Source organism: Caproiciproducens puteiluti, from assembly GCF_052442865.1.
Lineage (GTDB): Bacteria > Bacillota > Clostridia > Oscillospirales > Acutalibacteraceae > Caproiciproducens.
This window is the reverse complement of sequence record NZ_CP194790.1, coordinates 2,868,676-2,893,688: the sequence shown is the minus strand read 5'-3', so window position 1 is coordinate 2,893,688 and position 25,013 is coordinate 2,868,676. Positions and strand designations below refer to the sequence as shown.

The window sequence follows — 25,013 nt, the reverse complement described above, 5'->3', positions numbered from 1 at the left end:
TCCTATAATTGGATGTAGAAAGCGGAAATTGGAGGTCAGTTATGAAAGATAAAGCACTCAAAATAAAGAATAAAGTATTCAGTTTGGTTCAGAATCACAGGAAATTGTGTATCATCATCGCCTCGGGCACCGTCCTGGGTGTTGCTGTTCTGACAACGGTTCTGCTGTATCTCCATCAGATCAAGGCTTCGCAGAATACGGTGAATTACCGCGAGTATACCGTTGAAAAGGGCGACGTAACCGTGGGGACCAGCGAAAGCGGTACGGTTGCGCTGGATGAGCAAACCGTTTCGTTCCCGGTGGATGTCACCATCGACAGCGTGCTTGTGAAGGTGGGCTATTCGGTCAAGGACGGAGAGTCGCTGGTAAAGCTGGACCAGAACAGCGTGACCGACGGGACGCTGGATTCCCGCACGAAGCTGGCGGAGGCGAAGCTTTCCCTTGAACAGGCTCTTGCCGATCAGGACAGCAAGCTGAAGACCGCAAAGCTTACTTATGAAAAAAGCAGGTCTGACGCCGCCAACGCGTATACGCAGGAATATCTGGACAAGGCGCAGATTCAGAACGACATTACTTCCGCAAAGGAGGACCTCAAGGAAAAGCAGGACGACCTTACGAAATACCTTGCTTTGCAGAAAAGCTACCCCACGGATTACGCAAAGCTGAAGCAGCTGAAAAAGTGGAGGGACGACACGGAAACGACAAAGAGCAGCTACGAGGATCAGCTGGAGCAGTATGAAAAGGACCACAAAGCGGCTCTGGATGGGCTCAGCTCTCTGGAGTCGGCGAAGAATTCCGCGTATTCCGCGTGGGTCCTGGCCAAAGCGCAGGACGACGGGGAAGATGAGGCGGAAACGGAATACGACGCGGCAAAGGACGCCTACAACGATTATGCCGACTACATAGCCTCTACGGTTTCCGCAAAAGAGGCGCTGGAAACGAAGGTGTCCCTTTACACAGCGGAATATGATAACTATTCCTCGGCTTATGACGATTACAATGAAACCTTCCGGAGCAAGTACGGTTCCAGCTCCAGCAGCAGCGACGACAGCGATACGGCGGCTTCATCGGATGAAATCGACTCCAAGGTGACCTCACTCCAAAATGAAGTAAAAACGGCTCAGTTTGCACTGGAAAAAGCGCAGAAGTCCGCGTCGGGGAGCATCGACGAAGCGGAGCAGACGCTGCAGAGCAGCCTGATCGACGGCTCCGGCGCCGAAGCGACCTATGAACTGACGGCCAACCAGCTCGCGCAGGCGGTTTCCACCCAGCAGGAGACGTACGACAGCCTGCAAAGGGAACTGGACGACGTCAACAGCGCGATTAACGGAGACGGCGTGCTTACCTCTCCCTGCGACGGGATCGTCGTCTCAGTCAGCTACACCGACGGAAGCGACGTAAAGGCGGGGGAAGCTATTATCACGATTGCAAAAACCTCCTCCGTCAGCATGTCCGTTTCCCTGTCGGAAGAGGACGTCACCGACCTGTCCATCGGTCAGGACGCGGAAATCACGCTGACCTCGTATGAGGGCCAGACCTTCCCCGCAGCGGTGGAAAGCATCGCCGCTTCCCCCTCGCGCAGCGGGTCCGCTTCCGTTACCTATGCGGTCACGGCAAAGATGACCGACTCCAATACGAAGAAAGTGTTCGTAGGCATGAGCGGGGAAGTCGAGTTTATCAAGAAGCAGAAAAAGGATGTGCTGTATGTTTCCGATCAGGCCGTTACCTTTGAGGACGGCGTTTCCAGCGTGCTGGTGAAAAACGCGGACGGTACGACCAAAAAGACGACGGTGACAACCGGGTTCTCCAACGGGCAGTACGTTGAAATCGTAAGCGGCCTGCAGGAAGGAGAAACCGTTCTGGTCGAAAGCGCGGTGACAAAGTCATGAGATTCAGTGAAATCCTTCATCTGGTATGGATCAATATCATGGAAAGCAAAACCAAGGTTATGCTGACCTCCCTCGGGATTATCGTCGGCGCCGCGACCATCGTGCTGGTCATTGCCATCGGGCACGGCGGAGAGGTGGACGTTCAGGAGCAGTTTAAAACCCTGAATGTCGGCGCGATCAATGTGACCGTCAGCACGGAAGCCGATATGGCCGACGCGATGGCGGGAGGTATGATGCCCCCGGGTGATATGGGCGGCGGAGGCGGAAGCTTTGGAGGAGGAACCCGCACAGGCGGGGGCAGCGGCGGAGGAAGCCGGAGCGGAGGCGGCGGAATGCCGGGCGGCGGCCAGATGGGCGGGGGAAGTACCAGACAAAAGGGCGTGACCCTTACCACGACGGATGTCGAGGATATCCTCTCTTATGTGCCCGACCTTTCATCCGCGTCGATCGTCCTCAGCGGGACGGGCGCGGTGCTGACGGATAATCTGGACGAGGAAACGGATGAGACGATCGTCGGCTGCCTGCCGGAGTACCAGAATATCAGCAATCTGGAGCTGCTGCAGGGGGATTTTATTACGCAGGACGACGAGGACAGCAAGAATAAGGTCGCGGTCATCGGCAACAGTCTGGCGAAAACACTGTTCGGCAGCGCCTACGCCGCTTACGGCGACGTGCTGACGATCGAGGGGAAAACCTATACGGTGGTCGGCGTGCTTTCGGAAATCGGAACGGTCTCGTCCGGCGTCAGCCCCGACGATTCCATTTATCTGCCCTATTCCACGGCGCAGAAATTCGTACTCGGCAGCACGGCCACCCCGTCCATCATGGCGATCGCTTCGGATGTGAAAGAGGTTTCCAACGCTATGACCAATATTACGGCGGTACTGACGGAAAATTATCCGAACGGAAGATTTACCCTGACGGACGCGGGCAGTGAAATGGAGGCGGCGACCACTTCGGCGAACACGCTTTCCATGCTGCTGATTGCCGTCGCGATCATCGTATTTATCGTGGGCGGTATCGGCATTATGAATGTGCTGTTTGTGTCGGTCAGAGAGCGCACGCAGGAGATCGGCATTTTAAAGGCACTGGGATGCAGCAAGAGGGAAATCCTGATGGAATTTCTGGTGGAAGCAAACTTTATGAGCACCTTCGGCGGAGTGCTCGGCGTCATTGCCGGGTTTGCCCTTGTCCCGGCGGTGCGCATGGCGGGAATGACGGTGGAACCGCTTGCCGTGAGCGGCGTTCTCGCGCTTGCGTTTGCAGTGGTGACCGGCACGGTGTTCGGATTTTATCCCGCCTATAAGGCGGCCCAGCTTACGCCGATCGAAGCTTTGCAGCAGGAATAAAAGGAGGAGTAAACATGATAAAAAGAAGAACTTTATGCGTCCTCATGGTTCTGCTGGTTGCGGTATCCGCCCTCACCGGCTGCTCGTCGGGGAAGACCTCCCAGAGCGCGGGGGAGCGGACGACGTCCGGGCTGAGCCGTGAAAACCGGCAGGAAGAGACGCGCAGGGGCACAAAAGACAGCGGCGCGCAGGGAGACTCCTCTTCGCAGTCGCAGAATCAGATCATCGGGAAGGTGACTTCCATCGTCGGGAATGAAGTGGAGCTGGAGCTCGGAACGATGTCCGGGGCAAGCGGCTCTTCCTCGGGGGAATTCGTATCCTCCGGCGAAACAAAGACGCTGCTGATACCCGTGGGGCTTTCCCTGTCGGGTTCCGGTACGGGGAGTACGGCGCAGGCCGGGGGAACGGCCGGAGCAGGCACGGGGAACACCCAGCAGGGAGGCACGCCGGGCGGAACTGCTGCCGGGCAGACCGGAACGGGAACCTCCGCCAACCGGTCGGGTTCGGCCAAATCCGGCTCTACCACCAAGACAACGGCCGGTACCGCCACAGCGGGAACGACCACGAAACGCACGAGCGGATTTTCCAGTATCAGCGCGGGAATGGTTCTGCGGATCTCACAGAAGGAAGTCAACGGGACGCTGACGGTCGTCAAAGTGGCCGTTGTATCGAAATAAACGAAGGGGCGCCGGAAATGGAAAATATCATTACCATGAATAAAATCCACAAATGCTATAAGGTCGGCGGCGATACCCTGGATGTGCTCAAGCATATTTCACTCGATGTGGAGTCGGGCGAATACCTTGCGGTTCTGGGGCCCTCCGGCTCCGGAAAAAGCACGCTGATGAATATTATAGGCTGCATGGACAGCTTTCAGGACGGAGAATATTTTCTGACGGGACAGCCGGTCCATCAGATGAACGACGCGCAGCTGACGCATCTCAGAAATCAGCAGATCGGGTTTATCTTTCAGAAATATCACCTGATACAGAAGTACGACGTGCTGCAGAACACCATGCTTCCTCTGCTGATCCGCGGGGAAACCCGTAAAAAGGCGGAGGCTCTTTCCAGAGAAAGACTGGAGATGCTGGAAATGGATCAAAGAATCCACCATAAGCCGAACGAGCTTTCCGGCGGCCAGCAGCAGCGGGTCGCCATTGCCCGCGCGCTGGTCGGCAGGCCGAAGCTCCTTTTGGCGGATGAACCGACGGGCGCGCTCGATTCCGCAACCGGCAAGGAGGTCCTGAAGCTGTTCAGCCAGCTCAATGAAATGGGAAACACCATCGTGATGATTACCCATGACCTGCATGTGGCGTCCCACGCGAAACGGGTCATCAATATTATTGACGGCGAGCTTTTTGAAAACGAGACGGCTACGGCCTAGTGAGAATGGAGGAACTGCCATGATAAAGAAAATGAGGACCGCGGTGCTGGTTCCGGTCATCGCGCTGCTGCTCGCAAGCTTTTCCGCCGCCGCTTTTGCGGATTCGGCGCTGAACGACGAAAACTGCGCCGCGTCGGTCACACTGAATGAGATTTCGCTGGTACAGAACACCAGCTATGTCAGCGAAGCGTATTTCGGGGTAATTTATCTGCGGGTCGACGACGACAGCATCATCAAGGCTTCGGCGGACTCGCAGGGGCATGTGGTGATGACCGCCGTCGCCGCCGGTACCACCAAGGTGCGGTACTATTACAGGACCCTTGCGGAGAGCGACTGGACAAGCGCGACGGTGCCCGTCACCGTAACGGGTTCCTCCGCAGCTCCTGCCGTTTCCTCTTCGGGGCTTGTGTTTTCCCAGAGCAGTGTAAAAATCGCGAAATTCGGCGACTATACGCCGGACAATATTACGCTGAACGGAAATAAGGTGGAGGCTTCCTCGCTTTTGTGGGTATCCTCTTCCACCGGCGTGGCTGCCGTAGACGCGTCCACCGGAAAAATTACGGCAGTGGGCGGGGGGACCGCGGTCATTTATGCCATAGACCCTGCGACAAAAGCCGCGGCGGACATCAGTGTTTCCGTCTATTAGTGCAATTCCATTTCAGTTTGCGAGATAAAATACGCTCCTCCCCGCCGAAGGCGGGGAGGAGCGTAACCTTGCTGCAGAATCAGCTGGAAATGCTGTAAGCTCGGTTATCAGGATGGAAAACGCGGAGAAATTTGAGGAAATATGCCCTTTGTTCCGGTCGTGAAAAAATCATCGAAACAGGTCTGTCAGGAATATTCTTTGCTGCTTTGTGCAAATGTTCTATAGGAACCTGTAATTTCCATAAACTATTGGCATTATTCTGCAACTTTACTCTTGCAAACTTGCAAATAAAATGATAAAATAGGCTTGTTTAAAGCAAAGGCGCTTGACTGATGGTGTTAGGCGCCTGTCTTTTTATCCCGTTGCTTTCCCCATTTACAGTGTTTTGGCTTAAAAGCGTGACTACGAAACCCTGTCAAAGCGAAATCCTGTTAAAGCAAAAAATTGGATAAAAGAATGATGAAGAGAGGTTTTACAATGAAAAAGAGCAAAAGACTGCTGGCTGCCGTTCTTGCGGCAGTGATTGCCTGCGCCGGTCTGACGGCTTGCTCGGGCGGCAGCAAAAGCAGTACCGCGGCGGAGAGTGGCGCGGCATCTGCGGCAGATACCGGCAAAAGCAGAGCACAGGACACCCTGATCTACGCACAGGGCGCCGATCCCAGAGGCCTGGACCCGGCACTTGTGGATGACGGTGAATCTGCGAAGATCATGGTAAACATTTACGAAGGTCTTTTAAAGTACGACAAAGATTCCACCAAGGTTCTTCCTTCCCTTGCGGAAAGCTGGGATGTCAGCGACGACGGTCTTACATACACCTTCCATCTGAAAAAGGGCGTCAAGTTCCAGGACGGCACCGATTTTAATGCAGAAGCCGTTAAATTCAACATTGACCGTCAGCTTGCCCCGAACGTAACGGAAGATATGGGCTACGCCGGATTCGTATTCGGCTCCGTCAAGGATGTTGAAGCCGTGGATGAAAACACGGTCAAAATCAACATGAAAGCCGCCTGCACACCGTTCTTAAACAACCTCGCCATGTGCCTGGGCGCACCGATGGTCAGCCCCAAAGCGCTGAAGGACAACAGCAATAACGTCAATGAGCATCCTGTCGGCACCGGTCCGTACAAATTCGTAAGCTGGACCAAGGGCCAGAACGTTGTTCTGACACGCAACGACGAGTACTGGGGCACCAAAGCTCTGACGAAAAACGTTATCTTCAAGTTCATCAAAGACAACTCCGCAAGAGTGGTTGCCCTGAGCAACGGCGAAGCCGATATGATCGACGGAATCGACGCAACGGTCGTCAGCCAGATCGAAAGCGCGGGCAACAAGATTTACGAAGCTCCGGGCATGAACATCAACTATCTGGCTTACAATACTACCAAAGCGCCCTTCACCGATGCGAAGGTCCGCGCGGCAGTTTCCCAGGCCATTAATGTTCCCGAACTGGTCAAGAGCCTTTATCAGGGCTATGCAGACCCCGCCACTTCCGTCCTGCCTACCTTTATGGAGGGCTACGACGCAAGCATCAAGCAGGTTTCTTTTGATCAGGCGGCCGCGAAATCCGCCCTCGCCGCAGCAGGCGTAAAGACGCTTCACATGATTACCTACACCAACCCGAGACCGTATAACACCGCAAACGGCCAGGCGCTTGCAGAAGCCATCCAGGGCTACCTGCGCAACGCGGGCGTGGAAGCCACGATCGACGCTTATGACTGGACCACCTACAAAGAGAAGGTCAAGGCAGGCGATTACGATGTCTGCTTCTACGGCTGGACGGGCGACAACGGCGACCCGGATAACTTCATGAACCTGATGGCCGACAAAGACCCGACCATGAACGTTGCCCGCTATGACAACGCCGACTATAAAGCACTGATTGCGAAAGGCCTTGCCACGAAGGCCGGTGACGACCGCAACAAGATTTATACGGATCTTGAAAAGAAAGCTGCCGAAGAAGCCGTATGGCTCCCGATTTCCCATGGCAAGACTCTTTGCGGCTACAGAAGCAACGTAAAGGATTTCTACTACCACATGACCGGTGTTGTCTTCCTTTCCGGTGTTTCCAAGAGCTAAACTGGTGTTTGTAGACAAAACGCAGATTTCCGTTTGAAATGATTCTATGAATTGCCGGAGGTTGTTCAATACGACTTCCGGCATCCTTGTTTGTTATGATGCAACGAAAGGTTGTTTTAAATGTTCAAGTATATCGTCAAGCGCATATTGATGCTGATTCCCGTGCTGCTGGGAGTTTCGGTCATTGTGTTCTTAATCATGCGGGTTTTTTCACCGGACCCGGCTCCGATCGTTCTGGGGCAGCACGCTACGGTGGAAGCCGCCAACGCGTGGCGCGCGGCAAACGGCCTGGACGCCCCGCTTTATATCCAGTTCTTTAATTTCATCAAGGGCGCCGTCACCGGCGACCTCGGAACGTCTTACTATACAAAAACTCCTGTTACACAGGAGATTTTCTCGCGCTTCCCGGCTACGATCGAGCTTGCGATTGCCGCTATTATTTTCGCGTCCCTTTTCGGCATCATCATCGGCGTTATTTCCGCGGTGAAAAAGAATTCCTTTTTTGACCACGCGGGAATGGTGCTCGCGCTGATCGGTGTTTCCATGCCGATCTTTTGGCTGGGCATTCTGCTGATCATCCTGTTTGCAGGCGTGTGGCATATCCTGCCCTCCGGCGGCCGAATCGACCCGCTTCTGCAGCCCATGGCGGCTTCGGGCTTCTATCTGTTCGACACGCTTGCCATTGGGGATACGGAGGCTTTTGTCGACGTGCTCCGGCATTTGATTCTGCCGGCGCTGGCGCTCGGCATGTACTCCATGGCGATTATCACCAGGATGACCCGTTCCAGCATGCTGGAAACGCTTAATCAGGATTACATACGTACGGCGCGGGCGAAGGGCGTGTCCGAAGGGAAAGTGATTACCCACCACGCGCTGCGCAACGCGATGATCCCCGTCACGACGGTCATCGGTCTTCAGCTCGGCTCTCTTCTGGGCGGAGCGGTTTTGACGGAAACCGTGTTTTCCTGGCCGGGTATCGGCAATTATACCGTGGAATGCATTCTGAAATCCGATTTCCCCGTCGTACAGGGAGTCGTGCTTCTGATTGCGTGCATCTTCGTGCTCATTAATCTTGTCGTAGACGTTGTTTACGCGTTTATTGATCCCCGCATCAAATTTTCCAAGAAAGAAGGTTAGCTTGTTATGACACAGAAAAAAGCAGAGCAGCCGCAAACAGAATCCTCATCACAGGCAGCCGTCGTTCTCGAGAAACCGGAATCCCAGTTAAAAGAGATGTGGGAATCGCTTTGTGAGGACAAGGCGGCGATTACGGGCCTCATTGTTATTGGGTTCCTCGCGCTGCTGGCGATCTTCGGACCGCTGATCATGCCGTACGATCCAAATTTATCGGATATGACCAAGAGCTTTATCCAGCCGAACGCCGAGCACTGGTTCGGAACCGATCAGCTTGGCCGCGATATTTTCAGCAGAATTATTGCAGGAACGCGTATTTCCCTTACCGTTGGCTTGAGCGCGGTTGCCCTTTCCCTGACGGTCGGCGTCGTGCTGGGCTCCGTTGCCGGTTATCAGGGAGGAAAAACGGATACGATTATCATGCGCTTCATGGACATGATGCTCGCCATTCCCTCCATCCTGCTGGCCATCGCCTTTATGGCGGCTCTGGGCAAGGGCATCGATAAGGCGGTTATCGCCATCGGCCTGGTTTCTATCCCCGAATACGCGCGCATTGTGCGCGGCTGTATCCTGTCCGTCAAGGAAAACGACTATGTGCAGGCGGCCAGGGTCATCGGAAACAAAAACAGCCGCATTATTTTCAAGCATATTCTTCCGAATGTGCTTTCCTCCATTGTGGTCAGGGCAACGCTGGGGATTTCCACCGCGGTTCTTGATACCGCCGCTCTGGGCTTTCTGGGCCTCGGCGTACAGCCGCCGGCGGCTGAGTGGGGCGATATGTTAGGCAGAGCGAGGGGCTTTATCTTCACCGCGCCCTATACGCTCGTTTTCCCGGGCATTGCCATTACCCTGACGGTTCTGGCGTTCAATTTGTTGGGCGACGGTCTGCGTGACGCGCTCGACCCGAAATCTAGAAAGAATTAGAGGCGGTGAAGTTTTATGTTGCTTGAAGTAAACCATTTAAAAACGAAATTTCAGCTGAAACATGGCACCGTCAACGCCGTGGACGATATCAGCTTCTCATTAAATAAAGGGGAAATTCTGGCGATCGTGGGAGAGTCCGGTTCCGGAAAGAGCGTAACGTCGCTTTCCGTCATGGGCCTTGTGCAGGAGCCGGGCAGAGTAACGGAGGGAGAAATCCTGTTCAAGGGCGAGGACCTCCTGAAAAAGAGCAAGTCGGAGATGCAGGCGATCCGCGGGGACCAGATTTCTATGATTTTCCAGGAGCCGATGACTTCGCTCAACCCCGTATACCGCATTAAGGATCAGATCATGGAGAGCATCATGACGCATATGAAGCTCTCTAAAAAAGAGGCGTGGGAACGCGCCGTCCATATGCTCGACATCGTGGGTATTCCTTCCCCGGCGGAACGCGCCAAGGATTACCCGCACCAGATGAGCGGCGGTATGCGCCAGAGGGTCATGACCGCCATGGCGCTCTCGTGCCGCCCGGAACTGCTGATCGCCGACGAACCGACCACCGCGCTGGACGTGACGATTCAGGCGCAGATTCTCGACCTGCTTTATCATATGCGTGAAAAATTCAACATGGCCGTCCTGCTGATCACCCATGACCTTGGCGTGGTGTCGGAGGCCGCCGACCGCGTCATCGTGATGTACTGCGGGAAAATTGTTGAGGAAGCGGATGTGAAAACACTGTTTGAAGAGACGATGCATCCCTATACGCTCGGCCTGCTCCGTTCCATCCCCAGGCTGGAGGATGAGAGCAGCGAACCTCTCTATATGATCAAGGGCATGGTGCCGAATCCGCTGAAAATGCCGTCCGGCTGTGCTTTCTCCGACCGCTGTGACCGGTGCATGGACTGCTGCCGCGAAAAGATGCCGGCACTGGTTGAAAGGGACGGCCATAAGGTGCGCTGCTTCCTTTACGGAACGGAAACAGAGGAGGCGGAAAATCATGAGTGAAGTATTGGTAGAAGTAAAAAATCTGGCCAAGTATTTTAATCTGGAAAACGACTTTTTCGGCCGCCCGACCAGCGTCCTGAAAGCGGTGGACGACGTGTCGTTTGCTATTCATAAGGGCGAGGCCTTCGGCCTTGTCGGCGAATCCGGCTGTGGGAAAACCACGATCGGCAAAATGCTGGTCAATCTTTATACCCCTACGCGCGGACAGATTATTTTTGAAGGCACCGACCTGACCAAGCTGTCCGAAGAAAAGCGCCGCGGATTCTGCAAGGACATTCAGCTGATTTTCCAGGACCCCTATGCTTCGTTAAACCCGAGAATGACGATCGGCGATATCATTGCGGAGCCGATCAAAATCAACAAGCTGCTCCCCAGCAATGAGATTGAAAAAAGGGTCACTTATCTTCTGAACTGTGTCGGGCTGGCCAACCATCAGAGAAACCGCTATCCGCATGAGTTTTCCGGCGGACAGCGCCAGCGTGTCGGTATTGCGCGCGCGCTCGCCGTACAGCCGAAACTGATCGTATGCGACGAGCCGGTTTCCGCGCTGGACGTTTCGATTCAGGCACAGGTCCTGAACCTTCTGGATGAACTGAAGGCAGAATTCGGGCTGACCTATCTGTTTATTGCACACGGCCTGAACGTCGTGAAGCATATCAGCGATCGTGTGGGCGTGATGTATCTGGGAAAGCTGGTGGAAATCGCGCCAAAAAAAGAGCTGTATTCCAACCCGCTCCATCCTTATACGCAGGCTCTGCTTTCCGCGATTCCGTTTATTGGCCCGACAAAATCCAAGCAGCGCATTATCCTGACCGGCGACGTGCCGAGCCCGATCAATCCCCCCGAGGGGTGCCGTTTCTGCTCGCGCTGCTTCAAAAAGACGGACGAGTGCGACGGATATACGCCGCAGCTCCGCGAAGTGTCCCCGGGACATTTCGTTTCCTGCCGTCTTTACGACGAGTCAGCGCCCTCCTGATTGATAAACCGGCAACCGGACTGCTTTTCAGCAGTCCGGTTTTTTAGTTGTTAAGAGAATTATTTTTCAAGGGCTCCCTGTCAGGAGTATTTTCCGCGAGGATAATTACAGCATTTCCGGCTGATTCTGCAACAAGGTTGCGTTCCCTTCCCGCCGAAGGCGGGGAGGGAACGTGTTTTTTTCGCAAACTGAGATGGAATTGCTGTAAAGCTGTTTTGCGAACAAGAGGGCGGAAAACGGCTTTTTTATTTGGAATTACATAAAAATCCAACTGGGAAATCATACTAAACAAAATGAGTAAAACACCTTGAAAATTGTGGAACAAAGTGGTATGATAATAATCAAACAAAGATTGTTATACTTTTAACAATTATGAATAAAAAATGAATTTAGGAGGAACATTTATGGCACGATTCACCTTACCAAGAGACATCTACTTCGGACCGAACGCAATCAGCGAGCTGAAAAATTTGAAGGGCTATCAGAAAGCTTTTATTGTGACCGGCGGCCATTCCATGAGAAAAACCGGATTCCTGCAGAAGCTGGATGATGTTTTGAAAGATGCCGGCCTGCAGACCCTGATCTATGACGGTGTCGAGCCGGACCCGTCTATCGAAAGAGTATACGACGGCGCCAAGGCTATGCGCGAGTTTGAGCCGGACGTGATCGTTGCCATCGGCGGCGGTTCCCCCATGGACGCTGCAAAGGCAATGTGGGTGTTCTACGAATATCCGGAGAAAACCTTTGACGATATCAAAAATCCTTTCACCATGCCGAAGCTCAGAAAGAAAGCAATTTTCGTCGGCATCCCCTCCACGAGCGGAACCGCTTCGGAAGTGACGGCTTTCTCCGTAATCACGGACTATTCCACCGATATCAAGTATCCTCTTGCCGACTTTGAAATTACACCGGATATTGCGGTTCTGGATTCCGATATCCCGATGACCATGCCGAAAACCCTGACCGCGCATACCGGTATGGACGCCCTGACCCATGCGATCGAAGCCTATGTTGCCTCCGCCCGTTCGGACTTTTCCGACGCGCTGGCGCTCAAGGCGATTTCCAGCATCTTTGACAGTATCCTTGATTCCTACCACGGCGACGCCGAGGCGCGCGGTAAAATGCACATTGCCCAGTGTCTTGCCGGTATGGCGTTTTCCAACGCGCTTCTGGGAATTTCTCACAGCCTTGCCCATAAGACGGGCGCGGTGTTCCATATTCCGCACGGCTGCTGCAACGCCATCCTGCTGCCGAACGTCATCCAGTACAACTCCAGAGTCTGCATGGAAAGATACGCTCAGATTGCCAGGGAAGTCGGTCTGCCGGGCGCTACGGACAAGCAGCTGACCAATTCCCTTGTGGAAGCGGTCCGCGAACTGAACAAAAAGCTCAATATTGCCCAGACCTATCAGGCAAACGGCGTCAGCGAGGAAGACTTCAAGGCGCACTGCAAGGAAATTGCGGTCAACGCCGTCGGCGACCCCTGCACGGGCTCCAACCCAAGGGAGACCGACGCGGACAATATGTTGAAAGTCCTTACCTGCGCCTATTACGGCGAAGACGTCACCTTCTGATTACAAGTTCATTAACCATAACAAAGCAAAGCGGCCGGGAACGATATCGTTCCCGGCCGCTTTGCTTTGCAGACAATAGTTTTTTCCGCGCAAATGGGCTGCGTCGGTATTTACGGAACATATTTTTCCACGGAAGAAAGCGCCGTTCCAATATTCCAGCCGCCAATCGCGAAAATCTTACCCTTCAGGTCTTTTGTACCGAACCAGGTCCTGGGGACTGTCATAGGCGCCTTTTCCGTCCATTTATTCAAATTCGGGTCGTATTCCTCTACGGAAGAGAGAACGTCCTCTCCGTTGCTTCCGCCGAACACATCGATTTTTCCTTTGACAGCCTCTGTCTGAAATTCCATCCGAGACACGGCCATGGGGGCGCGTTCTGTCCATTTGTCGGTTTTGGGATCGTATTCTTCCACGGTGGGTAAAAGGTTCCCGCCGCCGTCACATCCGCCCATCGTAAAAATTTCCTCTCCCACCGCCTGTAGCTGAAATTTATATCTTGCTGTCGGCATGGGTGCCCTGACCGTCCATGCGTCCGTCTGGGGATCGTATTCCTGTACGGTCTTACCGAATGCGAAAATTTTACCGTCTAACACGGCGGTACGGCAGTCATAGGCGGAAACCTTCACAGGAATCTGTGCTTTGCGGGACCATGTATCGGTTTCCGGGTCATACGCTTCCATTGTATTGGCCGATTCTGCTCCACCCATTGCGTAAAGGATTCCATTGACCGTTTCCGTTAAGAAAGCGGATCTGGGAACGGACATCGATGCTTTTTCCGTCCAGAGGTCCGCGGCCGGGTCGTACGCTTCCAAAGAGGACAAACCGCCGATTTTATCCTGATCGGTTTGTTTTGTGCTGCTCCAGCCGCCGAACGCGTAAATCTTTCCGTTTACCGTCCGGGTCTGAAATTCCGTTCTGGCGTCAAGCATGGGTTTTCTTACTGTCCACTGGTTAGACACCGGGTCGTAACATTCCACAGAGGACAGGCTTTTGGAATCCGACCCCAGACCGCCCAGCACATAAAGCTTATCCCCGACGGCTTCTATCTGGAACTGGTCTCTCGGGACAGCCATAGAGGGGCTTTTTGTCCATCCGGGAATTGCTTCAGCAGGTGCGCACCCTTGCGCAAAGAGCATGATTCCCGCCGTAAGGACGGGAAGTATCTTTTTTGTTGCTTTCATATCATTCCTCCGCTGCATGGTCAATCGCAATATTTCTTAAAATTCAGTATATTCCGTTGTCAAAAAAATTTCAAATAAATTAAATTTTGTAGCCGTGGATACCGAAATAACAAAAGCAGAATGATATACTGAGGCCAACAAAACAAATGGAGGAACGTTGAATGAAAAGACATATCGTTCAGATTGATTCTGATAAATGCAATGGCTGCGGCCTGTGCATCAGCGCCTGCCATGAAGGCGCTTTGCAGCTGATAGATGGAAAAGCAACCCTGATCAGCGACAGCTACTGTGACGGACTCGGAAACTGTCTCCCCGAATGCCCGACCGGCGCGATTCAGATTATTGAGCGCGAAGCCGGGGAGTACGATCAGGAAATAGTAGACGCCAAGATGAAACAGAAGGCGGTCCAGCCTCCTTTCGGGGGATGTCCGTCCATGCGCATGAAGACGTTTGACCGTGCGCCCGCCCCGGTCCAGCCGGCGGCTCCGGCAGCCGCCCGCTCGGAGCTGCGCCAGTGGCCGTGCCAGCTGAAGCTGGTCGCGCCGAACGCCCCGTATTTTGAAAACGCGCACATTGTCATCTGCGCGGACTGCACGGCTTATGCCTGCCCGAATATTCATCAGTTTATGAAAAATAAAATCACGCTGATCGGCTGTCCGAAACTGGACGACCTTGATTACAGTGAAAAGCTGACGGATATTTTGAACCTGAACGACATTCAAAGCGTCACCGTTGTGCGTATGGAAGTGCCCTGCTGCGGCGGAATGGTCAACTATGTAAAGACCGCTCTGCAGAATTCCGGGAAAATGATCCCGTGGCGTGTCATTACCGTCGCCACCGACGGTGAAATATTAGAAGATTAATTGAAGGAGGAAAAGGAAGATGTTTTGTTTTCAGTGTGAACAAACCGCCGGAGGAACCGGATGCACAAAAATGGGGGTGTGCGGAAAAAGCAGCGTGACCGCCGATTTTCAGGATGAACTGACTGGCGCACTGGTCGGTCTGGCCAAAGCGGCGGGGAATTCCGGAAGGACCCCAAAATCGGACGAACTGATTTTGCGCGGCCTGTTTATGTGCATTACCAACGTGAATTTCGACAATGAGGCAATTGAGGCGCTTACCGCCGAGATCAGGAAGGAAAAGGATTCGCTGACACCCGGCTGCGCTGCCTGCAGTTCAAAATGCGGCGGCACCGACGACCTTAATCTGGAACAGCTTTGGAACAGCGACGAGGATATCCGTTCGCTGAAATCCCTGCTCCTGCTCGGCATGAGAGGAATGGCGGCGTACGCGTATCACGCCTATGTGCTGGGTTATACCGACGACGAGGTGACGGGCTGGTTCTACAAGGGGCTGACGGCGATCGACTGCGAACAGGACCCGTCCCGCCTGCTGGAGCTTGTGATGGAGTTCGGCCAGGTCAACCTGAAGTGCATGGCCCTGCTGGATCAGGCCAATACGGAGTCGTTCGGCAATCCCGTACCGACCGAAGTGAGCAATACCATTGAAAAAGGCCCATTCATTGTTGTTTCCGGCCATGACCTTTACGATTTGAAACAGCTTCTGGAGCAGACAAAGGACAAGGGGATCAACATCTATACGCACGGCGAAATGCTGCCCGCGCACGGCTATCCCGAACTGAAAAAGTATCCGCATCTGAAAGGCAATTTCGGTACCGCGTGGCAGAATCAGCAGAAGGAATTCCTCAATATTCCGGCACCGTTCCTGTTTACGACAAACTGCCTGATGCGCCCCATGCCGTCCTATGCCGACAGGGTTTATACGACCGCGGTGGTCGGCTATCCCGAAATGCCCCACATCGGCGAAGTGAATGGTAAAAAGGATTTCAGCATTGTGATCGAAAAAGCGCTGGAGCTCGGCGGATACGAGCAGGACGTGCATATGCCCGGCATCAACGGCGGCGAAAAGCTGATGACCGGCTTCGGCCACAACACCGTGCTGTCGGTTGCCGATCAGGTGATCGAAGCGGTGAAATCCGGCGCTCTGCGCCACATTTTCCTCATTGGCGGCTGCGACGGCGCAAAGCCCGGCAGAAACTATTTCACCAAGTTGGTTGAGCTTACCCCGCCGGACTCCGTCGTTCTGACCTGCGCGTGCGGGAAATACCGCTTCAACGACCTCGACATGGGGACGCTCGGCTCCCTGCCGCACATTATGGATATGGGTCAGTGCAACGACGCCTACTCCGCGATCAAGGTTGCGATCGCTCTTTCCGAGGCCTTCGGCTGCGGCGTCAACGATCTGCCGCTGTCCATCGTGCTTTCCTGGTATGAGCAGAAAGCGGTCTGCATCCTGCTGACCCTGCTGTCGCTCGGGATTACCAATATCCGCCTGGGCCCGACGCTTCCCGCGTTTGTATCCCCGAACGTTTTTAAAATACTGGTAGAGAAGTTCAACATCATGCCGATCACCACACCTGAACAGGATCTGGCTGCCATGCTGAAATAGGAGATTGCCGTATGCAAAAGAATTATCTTAAGAATATCGATTTTTCGACCGCGCTGACTTTGGCGGAGCTGGTAACCTATCAGCCGGGTCAGGTCGTCAGCAAGACGCTGGCGCAGAACCCGGCGGTCAGCCTGACGCTTTTCGCTTTTGACCAGGGGGAGGAGATCAGCTCCCACGAGTCGAACGGCGACGCGATGGTCATTGCGCTGGATGGGGAGGGCGAAATTACCATCGGTTCCGAAAAGCATCTTCTTAAAGTGGGACAGACCATCGTTATGCCCGCGAAAACGCCCCACGCGGTCTATGCTTCCCAGCAGTTCAAAATGTTTCTGATCGTCGTGTTCCCCAATTGATCCTTCCTCCGTCAGAACCGGCCCTTCGGTGATTCCGTATCGCCTGGAGGGCCGGTTTTCCTTTTCTCTGAAACGCGATTTTTGCCGGTCCAATCGGAAATTTTGATGAATTTTAGCACTCTAAACATTAGAGTGCTAAAATTAATAATTTGGTCATATTTTATATGATTATTTTTCATAATCATCGGATATAGTAAGAATTGTAAAAGGAAGCAATGCTTCCGAAGAAATCAAATGAATGAATATGGAGGTTTTGATGATGTTTGATTTAATGCCGTTTGGACGCAGGGAAAACAACTTGTTCAACTATTTTGATAACATGGAGAAAAACTTCTTCGGCGATCTGTCGCAAAGCTTTTCCGCTTTCCGTACGGATGTGATCGATAATGGCGACAAGTATTTGCTGAAGGCAGAGCTGCCGGGCTTTAAGAAGGAAGATATCAAGATCGATATCGAGGGTGACAGGCTGACCGTCAGCGCGGAACACAAGGACGAAACCGAGGAGACAAAGGACAATTACATTCGCAGGGAGCGCAGGTACGGCTCGTTCTCCCGCAGCTTTGATATCTCCGATGTCAAAGCCAAGGAGATCTCCGCGGAGTACAAGGACGGGGTTCTGGAGCTGAGTATGCCGAAGGTGGAAACCGTGGTACCCGAAAGCCGCAGAATAGAAATCCGTTAACAGCAAAGGCCAAAGGCCGCCCGGGATTTTCCCGGGCGGCCTTTTTCGTCTGTTTTTGGGGGCCTTCCGCTCCGTCGGCAAAGCCGCCCGGCAATTGCTTTCCCCTGCTGATTTTGATATAATAGAAACAATTAAACGAATATTGTCCGGGGGCGTAAAGGAATGAATAAAATAAAAATACTGCACTGCGCCGACCTGCACCTCGGCGCGGAGCTTACCTCGCTGGGGAGCAAAGCGGGCCAGCGCAGGGAAGAAATGCTGATGACGTTTGACAGGATCGTCTCCCTCTGCAAAGAAGAAGGCGTGGAGCTGCTTCTGATCGCCGGGGATTTTTTTGAAAGCTCCGGTACGGATACCGCGACGGTCCGTTCCGTCAAAAAAGCGCTGTCCGAAATTCCGGAAACGGCGGTTGCCGTTGCACCGGGGAACCACGACTATGTTTCTCTGGATTCCCCGTACGCCGACCCGGACTGGCCGGCAAACGTACATATTTTTCAGTCCGGCTTCGACTGTTTTGAGCTGCCCGGAAAGGGCGTGCGCGTGTGGGGCGCGGGATTTACGGGAACCTATGTCACGGAACCTCTTTTGGGAGAAACCGGTGCGCTCCGGGACGACCTGCTGAATATCTGCGTCCTGCACGGGGACTTGGTCGCCGAGAACCAGTCAAGCAATTATAACCCGATTACCCCGTCCCGGATTCGTTTCAGCGGCATGGATTACCTTGCGCTCGGCCATATCCATATGCGCACCGAAATCCTGCACAGCGGAAGGACCGCTTACGCCTACTGCGGCTGTCCGGAGGGCAGGGGCTTTGACGAGCTGGGGGACAAGGGCGTTTATATCGGTACCGTGAGCAGGGACAGGCTTGACCTCGCTTTCCGCCCGGTATGCCGAAGGAAAAATTTAGAGGTCCGCGTCGATATCGGCGGGGTGTCGGCCAACAACGAGGCGGCGGCCGTCGTCCTTCACGCGCTGCAGCGGCAGTTTGGGGAGACGTATGCGGACAATCTCTATAAAATCATTCTGGAGGGAGCGCTGGACGCTTCCTTTTCGCCGGACTGCGCCGCGATTGCGGCAAGGCTGGAAAATGAGCTGTATTTTGTGAAGCTCAGGGACGAAACGCGCCTGCGGGCCGATTTAAACGCGCTGTCCAAGGAAACCTCCTTAAAGGGGATTTTTGTCCGGCGTATGCTGGAAAAAATCGGCGCCGCGGCGGGCGAAGCGCAGAAGGAACAACTCCGGCGCGCGCTCGATATCGGTTTAAAAGCGTTTGACAGCGAGGTAAAGCTGAATGAAAATTAACAGGATTTACATAGGGCATTTCGGCAAGCTGAGGGAGTATACGCTCGATCTGACGGACGGCTTCCATATCCTCTACGGAAATAACGAGGACGGAAAAAGCACCATCATGGCGTTTATCAGAATGATGTTTTACGGTTCCGAGGGCAGAAGCGGCGACCTTTCCAAAAATATCCGCAAAAAATATCAGCCCTGGGACGGGGCCAAAATGTCGGGATTTCTTGAATTTGAGGATAACGGGACCGTCTATCGGCTGGAAAGACTGTTCGGCGCATCCAACGCGACGGATAAAATCAGCCTGTGGAATAAGGCGACCGGGGAAAAAGAGAAAATCGCCAGCAACACCGATCTTGGCCAGCGCTTTTTTGGAATCGGGGCCGCGGCGTTTGAAAAAAGCGTCTTTATCGGGCAGGCCGGGAGCATGGCCGGTGCGGACAGGGACGATGAAATTACCCAGAAGCTTCTGAACCTGGTCTCCACCGGGGATGAAAGCGTGTCGCAGAAACGGGTGGAAACCCGTCTGCAGGCCGCCATGAACGAGCTGAAATCCAAAAGCGGCAGGATCGGCGTGCTGGATAAAGGCTATCAGCAGCAGGAGCGGCTTGCTCAGGAGCGGGCGGCGGCTCTGGAGGACGAGGAAGAAAAAAAGCGGATGGAGCGCCGGTATGCCGAGCTGAACGAAAAGAAAGAAGTTTTGGAACAGAAATATCAGTATTATACAACTCAGTCTGATCTGCAAAAAAAGCTTATTCAGCTTCAGAATCTGGACAAAATCGTTCAGAAGCAAAGGGAGCTCAACGCGCAGATCAAAGAATATGAGGAGAAAGCCGGGCGCCTTACTTCAGGCGGCACTGTCTTTAACGAGGAATTTGTTCAGAACGCGGAAGAAAGGATCACTCAGGTCCGGTCTCTTCAGCAGCTTCTGGAGGAGAGAAACAGGAATGTCCTTACCCTGGAGCAGGAGGACCCGTCCTCCTGCGAGCCGGTTGAGGAAATTTCACCGGAAGTGCCGGAGGAAGTAAAGAAACGGGACCAGGAGCGTGCACAGGTAAGCCGGGACATTCTTGCTCTTCGGGAAACCATTCGCCTCGTTGCCGAAACGGAGAAAAAACGGTCGGCTCTGGCGGAAGCGGAAAAAGCGCTGCAAACGCAGATACGGCAGAAGCAGGAGCAGGAAAACGCCTGCAAAGAGGCTTCTCTGGAGCTGGAAGAAGCGCGGCGGTCCTGCCAGACCTGCCGGGAGGACCTTGACCGGAAAAAGAAAGAGCTTGTGCTCGCCGGACAGCGCAGGGAAAGTGCGAACACGGCGTATCAGGCCGCCGGGCAGCATTTGAAATCCGTGCAGGCCCTTTCCGCGCAAAAAATAGAAACGGCGCAGGAGCGGCTGAAACAGGCCGGCACTCCCCGGCAGGTAATGGTCAACGAAAATGCTGGGCGCGAAATCAGGAAAGGGCTGCTGATCGGGGCGATTCTGATCGCCGCTGCATCGGTTGCGCTGGGAATCGCCCTGTCGCCCGTCTGCTTTGCCGGTTTGGCTCTTGCCGGAGTGACGGCGGTTCTCTCTGTTGGGAAGACCAGAACCAGAGCCGTGGCCACGACGGTCGTGGACGAAGCCGAAGCCGCGGCGGCAAAAGCAAATCTGGAAAGCGTGCGTCTTGCCGCAGAACGTGAAACGGAAGCCGCAAAGCGGGCGGAAGAGCAAGCAGCGGGCGAATGGCAGGCGGTGTCGGCCAGAGAAGAACAGGTGCAGAAATTCGCCGCACAGGCGGAAGATCTCTGCCGCATGGCGGAGGAGCAGATGTCCGCCGCGGAACGCAGGAATCGTGAACTGGAGCTGAAACTCGGATTTATCGAGGAAAAGCTTGACGGCCTTTCAAAGGATGTGCGGAAAAAACGCGCGGAGCTCCCGGCGGACGGCCCGGAACAGCGGACCGACCTTTCCGCTCTGCAGGAGGAGCTGAACGCGAAAACGGCCCGGGAAGCGGCGCTTGCGGACGGGATAAAGTCTCAGCTTCAGGAGCTGGGGTGCCGGACCGTGGAGGAGCTTCAGGACAAGCTGATGCGGTTCCGGAGCGTTCAGGCGCGGGCGGCCATGAGACGGGAAAATCTGAACAGGGCGAAAGAGGCCCTGACTCAGGCGCAGGAAAGCCTGCGGGAGCAAACCGGCGCCTTCCTTTCCTTTCTCAGTGCGTATCGGCCGGTCTCCTCTTTTGGGGAAGCGGTGAGCGCCGTACAGGAACTGAAAAATCGGATGGAGGAACTCCGTTCCATGCGGCAGAAAATTGAAAGCCAGTCGGAATCTCTCAAGGAGCAGGGACAGGGAAAGCCCGCCGAACAGCTTGAGCGGGAAGCCGGGGCGGCGCGGGAAGAGATTCTCAGCGCCGGCGCGGGGCAGCTGCCGGAGCCCCTGGACGATCAGGGTGCGGAGAACCTCAGGCGGCTCGGTGCCGAATGCTTACAGCAGCTCCAGCAAACAAGGGAAGAATTGATTCAGACGGGCTCCGAAATCAAAAACCGGTTCGCGGGGAAAAAGAATGTCAGTGAGCTGGAAGAGGAAACGGAGGAGCTGCAGAAGGAAATTGCGGAAAAGGAATCGGAGTATCAGTCCCTCAGCCTTGCAAAGGAAACGCTCACGGAGGCCTTCAATGAAATCCGCCAGAGCTTCGGTCCCCTTTTGAACGAAAAAACCGCCCGGATCTTCAGCAGCATCACGGGCGGAAAATATCAGAATGTGATCGTTTCCAAGAATTTCGATATCAATGTGCAGGACGCGGAAAACGCGGTTTCACACGAATGGCAGTATCTGAGCAGCGGCACGATCGATCAGGCGTATTTCGCGCTCAGGCTGGCGGTCGCGGAACTGCTTTCGGAAGAGGGCCCGAAGCTCCCGCTGCTGCTGGACGACGTTTTTCTGCAGTACGACGACGAACGGACAGGACAGGGACTGAAATTCCTCGCCGATTATGCCGGGAACAGCGGCGGCGCCCAGATCATCCTGTTTACCTGTCACAGGAACATTCTGGAAATGGTCAGCCGGGAAGGCCTGAGCGCCGTGACGAAAAAGATCGGCTAAACCGTATGTGCCTGCTATTTTGCCAGAAGAACCGAAATGCCGCGCTTTTAAATGGAAATTGGAAATAAATGGTTTCTTTTACATTCATTTTATGATATTATAAGTATAAGTATGGAATTATCTTTAGTAATCCTGCTGAGGACTGGTGGAAATTTCGTCGTCTTGGAGGAGTATTTCAGTGAAAAGAAGAATCAATACGCCCATAACAGCAATTTTGATAATCGCTATTTTTGTTGGGTTTATGATTCTGTCTTTCAGCAGATATTCTTTTTTGCTAAACCGAACTTTTGAAGAAGAAGTGCAGGAAAATCTGCTGTCTGATACCCAGCATAATGCCAAAATGGTCAACATAGAACTGAACAACACGATTTCCTCCATGGAACTGGCCGCTCAGGCAATCGGCGCGAAAAATGCCGCGCTGGACAAGGCCTCTGTGAAGGACCTGCTGGTTGATTTGAAGAAAGCGGATCAGTCGGCTGCGGTCGGGGTGGGGCTGCCGGACGGAACCTGCTGCCTTGCCGGGGGACAAACCATCCAAATCGGCGACCGCCCCTATTTTCAGCAGGCACTGAACGGCAAAACGACCGTCTCGGTGGTGTCCCAGTCCAGGACGGACGGTGCCCGCAGCATCGTCGTGGCCGTGCCCGTCCGGCACGGGGGAAAAATTACCGGTGCCATCAGCTCCATTATCCCTGCAAAATCGTTCAGCAGCCTGCTGAACGCGGAAAGCTCCGGGGAAAAGGGAGAATGCTGGCTTGCACGCGGGGACGGAACGGTGATCGCCTCGCCGGATTCCCGGCAGACGGAGGAGAATATTTTTACGGACACGCAGCTGGCACTGGAGGACCCATCCGCTCTCAGCCAGATCAAGTCGGCCATGGGAAGCGGACAGAAGGGGAGCTCCCACTATTACTCCAATATGGGGGAGTATTATGTTTCCTATACGCCGGTCGGTATGGAGGACTGGTATGTGATCGGTACGGTTTCCATCAATGCCGTTACCTCGAAATCCAACAAAATTCTGACGTATACCGTCTCTTTGGTGATCAAGCTTACCATTGGACTGATTTTGTTTGCGGCTTATGTTATTCTGTCGGAAAGAAAGAACAGAGAGCGGCTCCGCAGGAAGAACGACGAGCTGAAAAGCACCAAGGTGGAGCTGGAAACCTTCATCGCCAACCTGCCGGGCGGCGCGTTCCGCTTCAGCGCCGACGAAAAGGCGGAGTTCCAGTTTGTGAGCAACGGGCTTCTGAAAATGCTGGGATATACCCTGGACCAGTTCCTCGGCGCCTATGACCGTTCCTTCTACAACATGATTTATGAAGAAGACCGTATGCAGACCATCAGCAGCATTCACCATCAGATTTCCAAAGAGAATTTCGCGGAGGTAAAATATCGGATCGTCACGGCGGACGGGAATATCCGCTGGCTGCTCAACCGGGCTAAAATTGTGACGCATGAGAACGGGTACCGGGAATTTTTCGCCGTCGTTGTGGATATTACCGAGTCGAAACAGGCGCATAAAAAAGCGAATGAGATCATGACGCAGCTGCAGACGCTGGCAAACAGCATCCCCGGCGGCGTGGCGCAGTACCTGTACGACGGGGGGCTGAAGCTGGTCTACGCGAGCGACGGGTTCTATAAGCTGTGCGGATATACCAAAGAAGAATACGCCCGGCTCCCGGGCGAAGAAGGAATCCGCAATGTGCACGCCGAAGATGCCCAGCTTGTGTCGATTCTGCTGAAAAGGCAGATCGAGGAAAACAGGCCCGTTACCGCGGAATTCCGCATGGTAAAGAAAGACGGCGGCGTCATCTGGGTCTCCCTGAGCGGAACGCACACCGTCAATCAGAACAATCAGGTGATTTACCAGTGCGTTTACACGGATATTACCTCGCTCAAGCAGACGCAGGAAGAGTTGGAAGTGGAAAGGGAGCGTTACCAGATCGCGGAGAACCTCTCCGACGATATCATGTTCGAATACGATATCATAACCGACCGGATGGATTTTTCCCCGCTTTTCACCGCTCTGACCGGGCAGTATCCGCACATCCAGAATTTCATGAAGGATATTCTAAACAACCAGAGCATTTGCATGGAAGACCTGCAGCAGTTTCGAACGCTGTTAAAGGAGTTCCAGCTGGGCAATACGGAGTATGAAATCGAATTCCGTTTCATTACCAAAACGGGCCGGTTTGTCTGGCACCGCGTGAAAGCGAAAATCATGTACGACTCCTACGGCAAACCGAGCAAAGCGGTTGGCAAGGCGTATAATATCGACAGCCAGAAAAAGGAAATGCAAAGGCTGATGGACAAGTCGCAGCGCGACGCGCTGACGAATCTTTACAATAAGACCGCCACGCAGTCCCAGATCGAGGATCATCTGTCGGGCGCGGATACGTCGGGAATCCACGCGCTGATGATGATCGATATTGACAATTTTAAATCCATCAACGACCAGTTCGGACATATGGCCGGGGACAAGGTGATCTGCGACATTTCCGCGAAGCTCCAGAAGCTGTTCCGTACTTCCGATGTGGTCGGGCGTATCGGCGGGGACGAATTTCTCGTGTTTCTGCGCGATATCTCCACGGACGACCTGATCGCGGAAAAAGCGGAAGCGATGTGCGACATCTTCCGCAATACCCATGCGGACGGCCATATGGAATACAGCATTTCCGGCAGCATCGGCATCGCCATGTATCCGGCCGACGGGAGAACGTATCCGGAGCTTTATCCCAAAGCGGACAGCGCGCTTTACAAGGCGAAAAAGCAGGGCAAGGACTGTTTTGCTTTTTATTCCGATTCATCGGACTGCGAAAAATAAAGAATGACGGGCGCGCGGCATGGAATACTGAAAATTCCATGCCGCTTTTTCGTTTCCGGATGTCGATAAAATGCAGCCGGGCTGTCAATACTATAGCGATCGCATTTCAGTTTGCAAGACAAAACGCGTTCCTCCCCCGCCGAAGGCGGGGGAGGAACGCAACCTTGTTGCAGGA

The 25,013-nt window shown here is 53.9% G+C and carries 20 protein-coding genes; 18 read left to right on the top strand and 2 right to left on the bottom strand.

From position 1 onward, the window contains the following. Positions 1-41 precede the first annotated feature (41 nt). The 10 genes from ACRQU7_RS14015 to ACRQU7_RS13970 all read left to right on the top strand — a co-directional run bounded on the left by ACRQU7_RS14015 (position 42) and on the right by ACRQU7_RS13970 (position 11,380). Positions 42-1,889, top strand: coding sequence for an efflux RND transporter periplasmic adaptor subunit (locus ACRQU7_RS14015; protein WP_052010689.1), 1,848 nt, complete (start codon positions 42-44; stop codon positions 1,887-1,889). Next, positions 1,886-3,238, top strand: a complete 1,353-nt coding sequence (locus ACRQU7_RS14010) for an ABC transporter permease (RefSeq protein ID WP_444641438.1) — start codon at positions 1,886-1,888, stop codon at positions 3,236-3,238. Before ACRQU7_RS14015 ends, ACRQU7_RS14010 begins: the two co-directional genes overlap by 4 nt. 14 nt (positions 3,239-3,252) lie before the next feature. After that, on the top strand, positions 3,253-3,915 hold the full coding sequence (locus ACRQU7_RS14005) for a hypothetical protein (protein ID WP_444641437.1): 663 nt from the start codon (positions 3,253-3,255) through the stop codon (positions 3,913-3,915). 17 nt (positions 3,916-3,932) lie between these two features. Next, a complete protein-coding gene (locus ACRQU7_RS14000) occupies positions 3,933-4,622 on the top strand; it encodes an ABC transporter ATP-binding protein (RefSeq protein WP_038325314.1) in 690 nt (229 codons plus the stop codon). 19 nt (positions 4,623-4,641) lie between these two features. After that, positions 4,642-5,268, top strand: coding sequence for a hypothetical protein (locus ACRQU7_RS13995; RefSeq protein ID WP_444641436.1), 627 nt, complete (start codon positions 4,642-4,644; stop codon positions 5,266-5,268). 477 nt (positions 5,269-5,745) lie between these two features. Then, positions 5,746-7,344 carry an ABC transporter substrate-binding protein gene (locus ACRQU7_RS13990; RefSeq protein WP_444641435.1) on the top strand — a complete coding sequence of 533 codons (1,599 nt, stop codon included), beginning with the start codon at positions 5,746-5,748 and terminating at the stop codon, positions 7,342-7,344. Positions 7,345-7,464: 120 nt separating this feature from the next. Then, the gene (locus tag ACRQU7_RS13985) at positions 7,465-8,481 is read left to right on the top strand and encodes an ABC transporter permease (protein ID WP_038325311.1); all 1,017 of its coding nucleotides are present in this window, start codon (positions 7,465-7,467) and stop codon (positions 8,479-8,481) included. A gap of 6 nt (positions 8,482-8,487) precedes the next feature. Beyond that, positions 8,488-9,402, top strand: coding sequence for a nickel transporter permease (nikC, locus tag ACRQU7_RS13980; RefSeq protein WP_444641434.1), 915 nt, complete (start codon positions 8,488-8,490; stop codon positions 9,400-9,402). 15 nt (positions 9,403-9,417) lie between these two features. Beyond that, a complete protein-coding gene (locus tag ACRQU7_RS13975; protein WP_038325309.1) occupies positions 9,418-10,404 on the top strand; it encodes an ABC transporter ATP-binding protein in 987 nt (328 codons plus the stop codon). Then, positions 10,397-11,380, top strand: a complete 984-nt coding sequence (locus ACRQU7_RS13970; protein WP_141825878.1) for an ABC transporter ATP-binding protein — start codon at positions 10,397-10,399, stop codon at positions 11,378-11,380. The genes ACRQU7_RS13975 and ACRQU7_RS13970 overlap by 8 nt, the downstream gene beginning before the upstream one ends. Before the next feature lie 43 nt (positions 11,381-11,423). Here the strand turns inward: ACRQU7_RS13970 and ACRQU7_RS13965 are convergent, their stop codons facing one another. Then, a complete protein-coding gene (locus tag ACRQU7_RS13965) occupies positions 11,424-11,729 on the bottom strand; it encodes a hypothetical protein (protein WP_444641433.1) in 306 nt (101 codons plus the stop codon). Between the two features lie 55 nt (positions 11,730-11,784). Here ACRQU7_RS13965 and ACRQU7_RS13960 point away from each other — a divergent pair, with 55 nt between their 5' ends. Next, the gene (locus ACRQU7_RS13960; RefSeq protein ID WP_141825875.1) at positions 11,785-12,954 is read left to right on the top strand and encodes an iron-containing alcohol dehydrogenase; all 1,170 of its coding nucleotides are present in this window, start codon (positions 11,785-11,787) and stop codon (positions 12,952-12,954) included. 110 nt (positions 12,955-13,064) lie between these two features. Here ACRQU7_RS13960 and ACRQU7_RS13955 read toward each other — a convergent pair whose 3' ends face one another. Beyond that, positions 13,065-14,135 (bottom strand): Kelch repeat-containing protein, encoded by a 1,071-nt coding sequence (locus tag ACRQU7_RS13955; RefSeq protein WP_444641432.1) that lies wholly within the window; start codon positions 14,133-14,135, stop codon positions 13,065-13,067. 161 nt (positions 14,136-14,296) lie between these two features. Between ACRQU7_RS13955 and ACRQU7_RS13950 the strand changes: the two genes are divergently transcribed. The 7 genes from ACRQU7_RS13950 (at position 14,297) to ACRQU7_RS13920 (ending at position 24,838) form a co-directional block, all read left to right on the top strand. Next, entirely contained in the window at positions 14,297-14,998 is a 702-nt protein-coding gene (locus ACRQU7_RS13950; protein WP_444641431.1) for a 4Fe-4S binding protein, read from the top strand. A 19-nt stretch (positions 14,999-15,017) separates the two neighbouring features. Then, a complete protein-coding gene (gene hcp / locus ACRQU7_RS13945) occupies positions 15,018-16,604 on the top strand; it encodes a hydroxylamine reductase (RefSeq protein WP_444641430.1) in 1,587 nt (528 codons plus the stop codon). Positions 16,605-16,615: 11 nt separating this feature from the next. Continuing rightward, positions 16,616-16,957: a cupin domain-containing protein gene (locus ACRQU7_RS13940; RefSeq protein ID WP_444641429.1), complete on the top strand. Its 342-nt coding sequence runs from the start codon at positions 16,616-16,618 to the stop codon at positions 16,955-16,957. A gap of 259 nt (positions 16,958-17,216) precedes the next feature. Further along, on the top strand, positions 17,217-17,639 hold the full coding sequence (locus ACRQU7_RS13935; RefSeq protein WP_141827993.1) for an Hsp20/alpha crystallin family protein: 423 nt from the start codon (positions 17,217-17,219) through the stop codon (positions 17,637-17,639). 162 nt (positions 17,640-17,801) lie between these two features. Continuing rightward, positions 17,802-18,941 (top strand): metallophosphoesterase family protein, encoded by a 1,140-nt coding sequence (locus ACRQU7_RS13930; protein ID WP_444641428.1) that lies wholly within the window; start codon positions 17,802-17,804, stop codon positions 18,939-18,941. After that, the gene (locus ACRQU7_RS13925) at positions 18,931-22,011 is read left to right on the top strand and encodes an AAA family ATPase (protein WP_444641427.1); all 3,081 of its coding nucleotides are present in this window, start codon (positions 18,931-18,933) and stop codon (positions 22,009-22,011) included. Before ACRQU7_RS13930 ends, ACRQU7_RS13925 begins: the two co-directional genes overlap by 11 nt. A 271-nt stretch (positions 22,012-22,282) precedes the next feature. Continuing rightward, entirely contained in the window at positions 22,283-24,838 is a 2,556-nt protein-coding gene (locus ACRQU7_RS13920; protein ID WP_444641426.1) for a diguanylate cyclase domain-containing protein, read from the top strand. Positions 24,839-25,013 lie beyond the last annotated feature (175 nt).

What these genes read in the sequence shown, in the direction of transcription:
- ACRQU7_RS14015 (WP_052010689.1), top strand. Translation starts at nt 42, where the DNA reads ATGAAAGATAAAGCACTCAAAATAAAGAATAAAGTATTCAGTTTGGTT.
- ACRQU7_RS14010 (WP_444641438.1), top strand. Translation starts at nt 1,886, where the DNA reads ATGAGATTCAGTGAAATCCTTCATCTGGTATGGATCAATATCATGGAA.
- ACRQU7_RS14005 (WP_444641437.1), top strand. Translation starts at nt 3,253, where the DNA reads ATGATAAAAAGAAGAACTTTATGCGTCCTCATGGTTCTGCTGGTTGCG.
- ACRQU7_RS14000 (WP_038325314.1), top strand. Translation starts at nt 3,933, where the DNA reads ATGGAAAATATCATTACCATGAATAAAATCCACAAATGCTATAAGGTC.
- ACRQU7_RS13995 (WP_444641436.1), top strand. Translation starts at nt 4,642, where the DNA reads ATGATAAAGAAAATGAGGACCGCGGTGCTGGTTCCGGTCATCGCGCTG.
- ACRQU7_RS13990 (WP_444641435.1), top strand. Translation starts at nt 5,746, where the DNA reads ATGAAAAAGAGCAAAAGACTGCTGGCTGCCGTTCTTGCGGCAGTGATT.
- ACRQU7_RS13985 (WP_038325311.1), top strand. Translation starts at nt 7,465, where the DNA reads ATGTTCAAGTATATCGTCAAGCGCATATTGATGCTGATTCCCGTGCTG.
- nikC (WP_444641434.1), top strand. Translation starts at nt 8,488, where the DNA reads ATGACACAGAAAAAAGCAGAGCAGCCGCAAACAGAATCCTCATCACAG.
- ACRQU7_RS13975 (WP_038325309.1), top strand. Translation starts at nt 9,418, where the DNA reads ATGTTGCTTGAAGTAAACCATTTAAAAACGAAATTTCAGCTGAAACAT.
- ACRQU7_RS13970 (WP_141825878.1), top strand. Translation starts at nt 10,397, where the DNA reads ATGAGTGAAGTATTGGTAGAAGTAAAAAATCTGGCCAAGTATTTTAAT.
- ACRQU7_RS13960 (WP_141825875.1), top strand. Translation starts at nt 11,785, where the DNA reads ATGGCACGATTCACCTTACCAAGAGACATCTACTTCGGACCGAACGCA.
- ACRQU7_RS13955 (WP_444641432.1), bottom strand. Translation starts at nt 14,135, where the DNA reads ATGAAAGCAACAAAAAAGATACTTCCCGTCCTTACGGCGGGAATCATG.
- ACRQU7_RS13950 (WP_444641431.1), top strand. Translation starts at nt 14,297, where the DNA reads ATGAAAAGACATATCGTTCAGATTGATTCTGATAAATGCAATGGCTGC.
- hcp (WP_444641430.1), top strand. Translation starts at nt 15,018, where the DNA reads ATGTTTTGTTTTCAGTGTGAACAAACCGCCGGAGGAACCGGATGCACA.
- ACRQU7_RS13940 (WP_444641429.1), top strand. Translation starts at nt 16,616, where the DNA reads ATGCAAAAGAATTATCTTAAGAATATCGATTTTTCGACCGCGCTGACT.
- ACRQU7_RS13935 (WP_141827993.1), top strand. Translation starts at nt 17,217, where the DNA reads ATGTTTGATTTAATGCCGTTTGGACGCAGGGAAAACAACTTGTTCAAC.
- ACRQU7_RS13930 (WP_444641428.1), top strand. Translation starts at nt 17,802, where the DNA reads ATGAATAAAATAAAAATACTGCACTGCGCCGACCTGCACCTCGGCGCG.
- ACRQU7_RS13925 (WP_444641427.1), top strand. Translation starts at nt 18,931, where the DNA reads ATGAAAATTAACAGGATTTACATAGGGCATTTCGGCAAGCTGAGGGAG.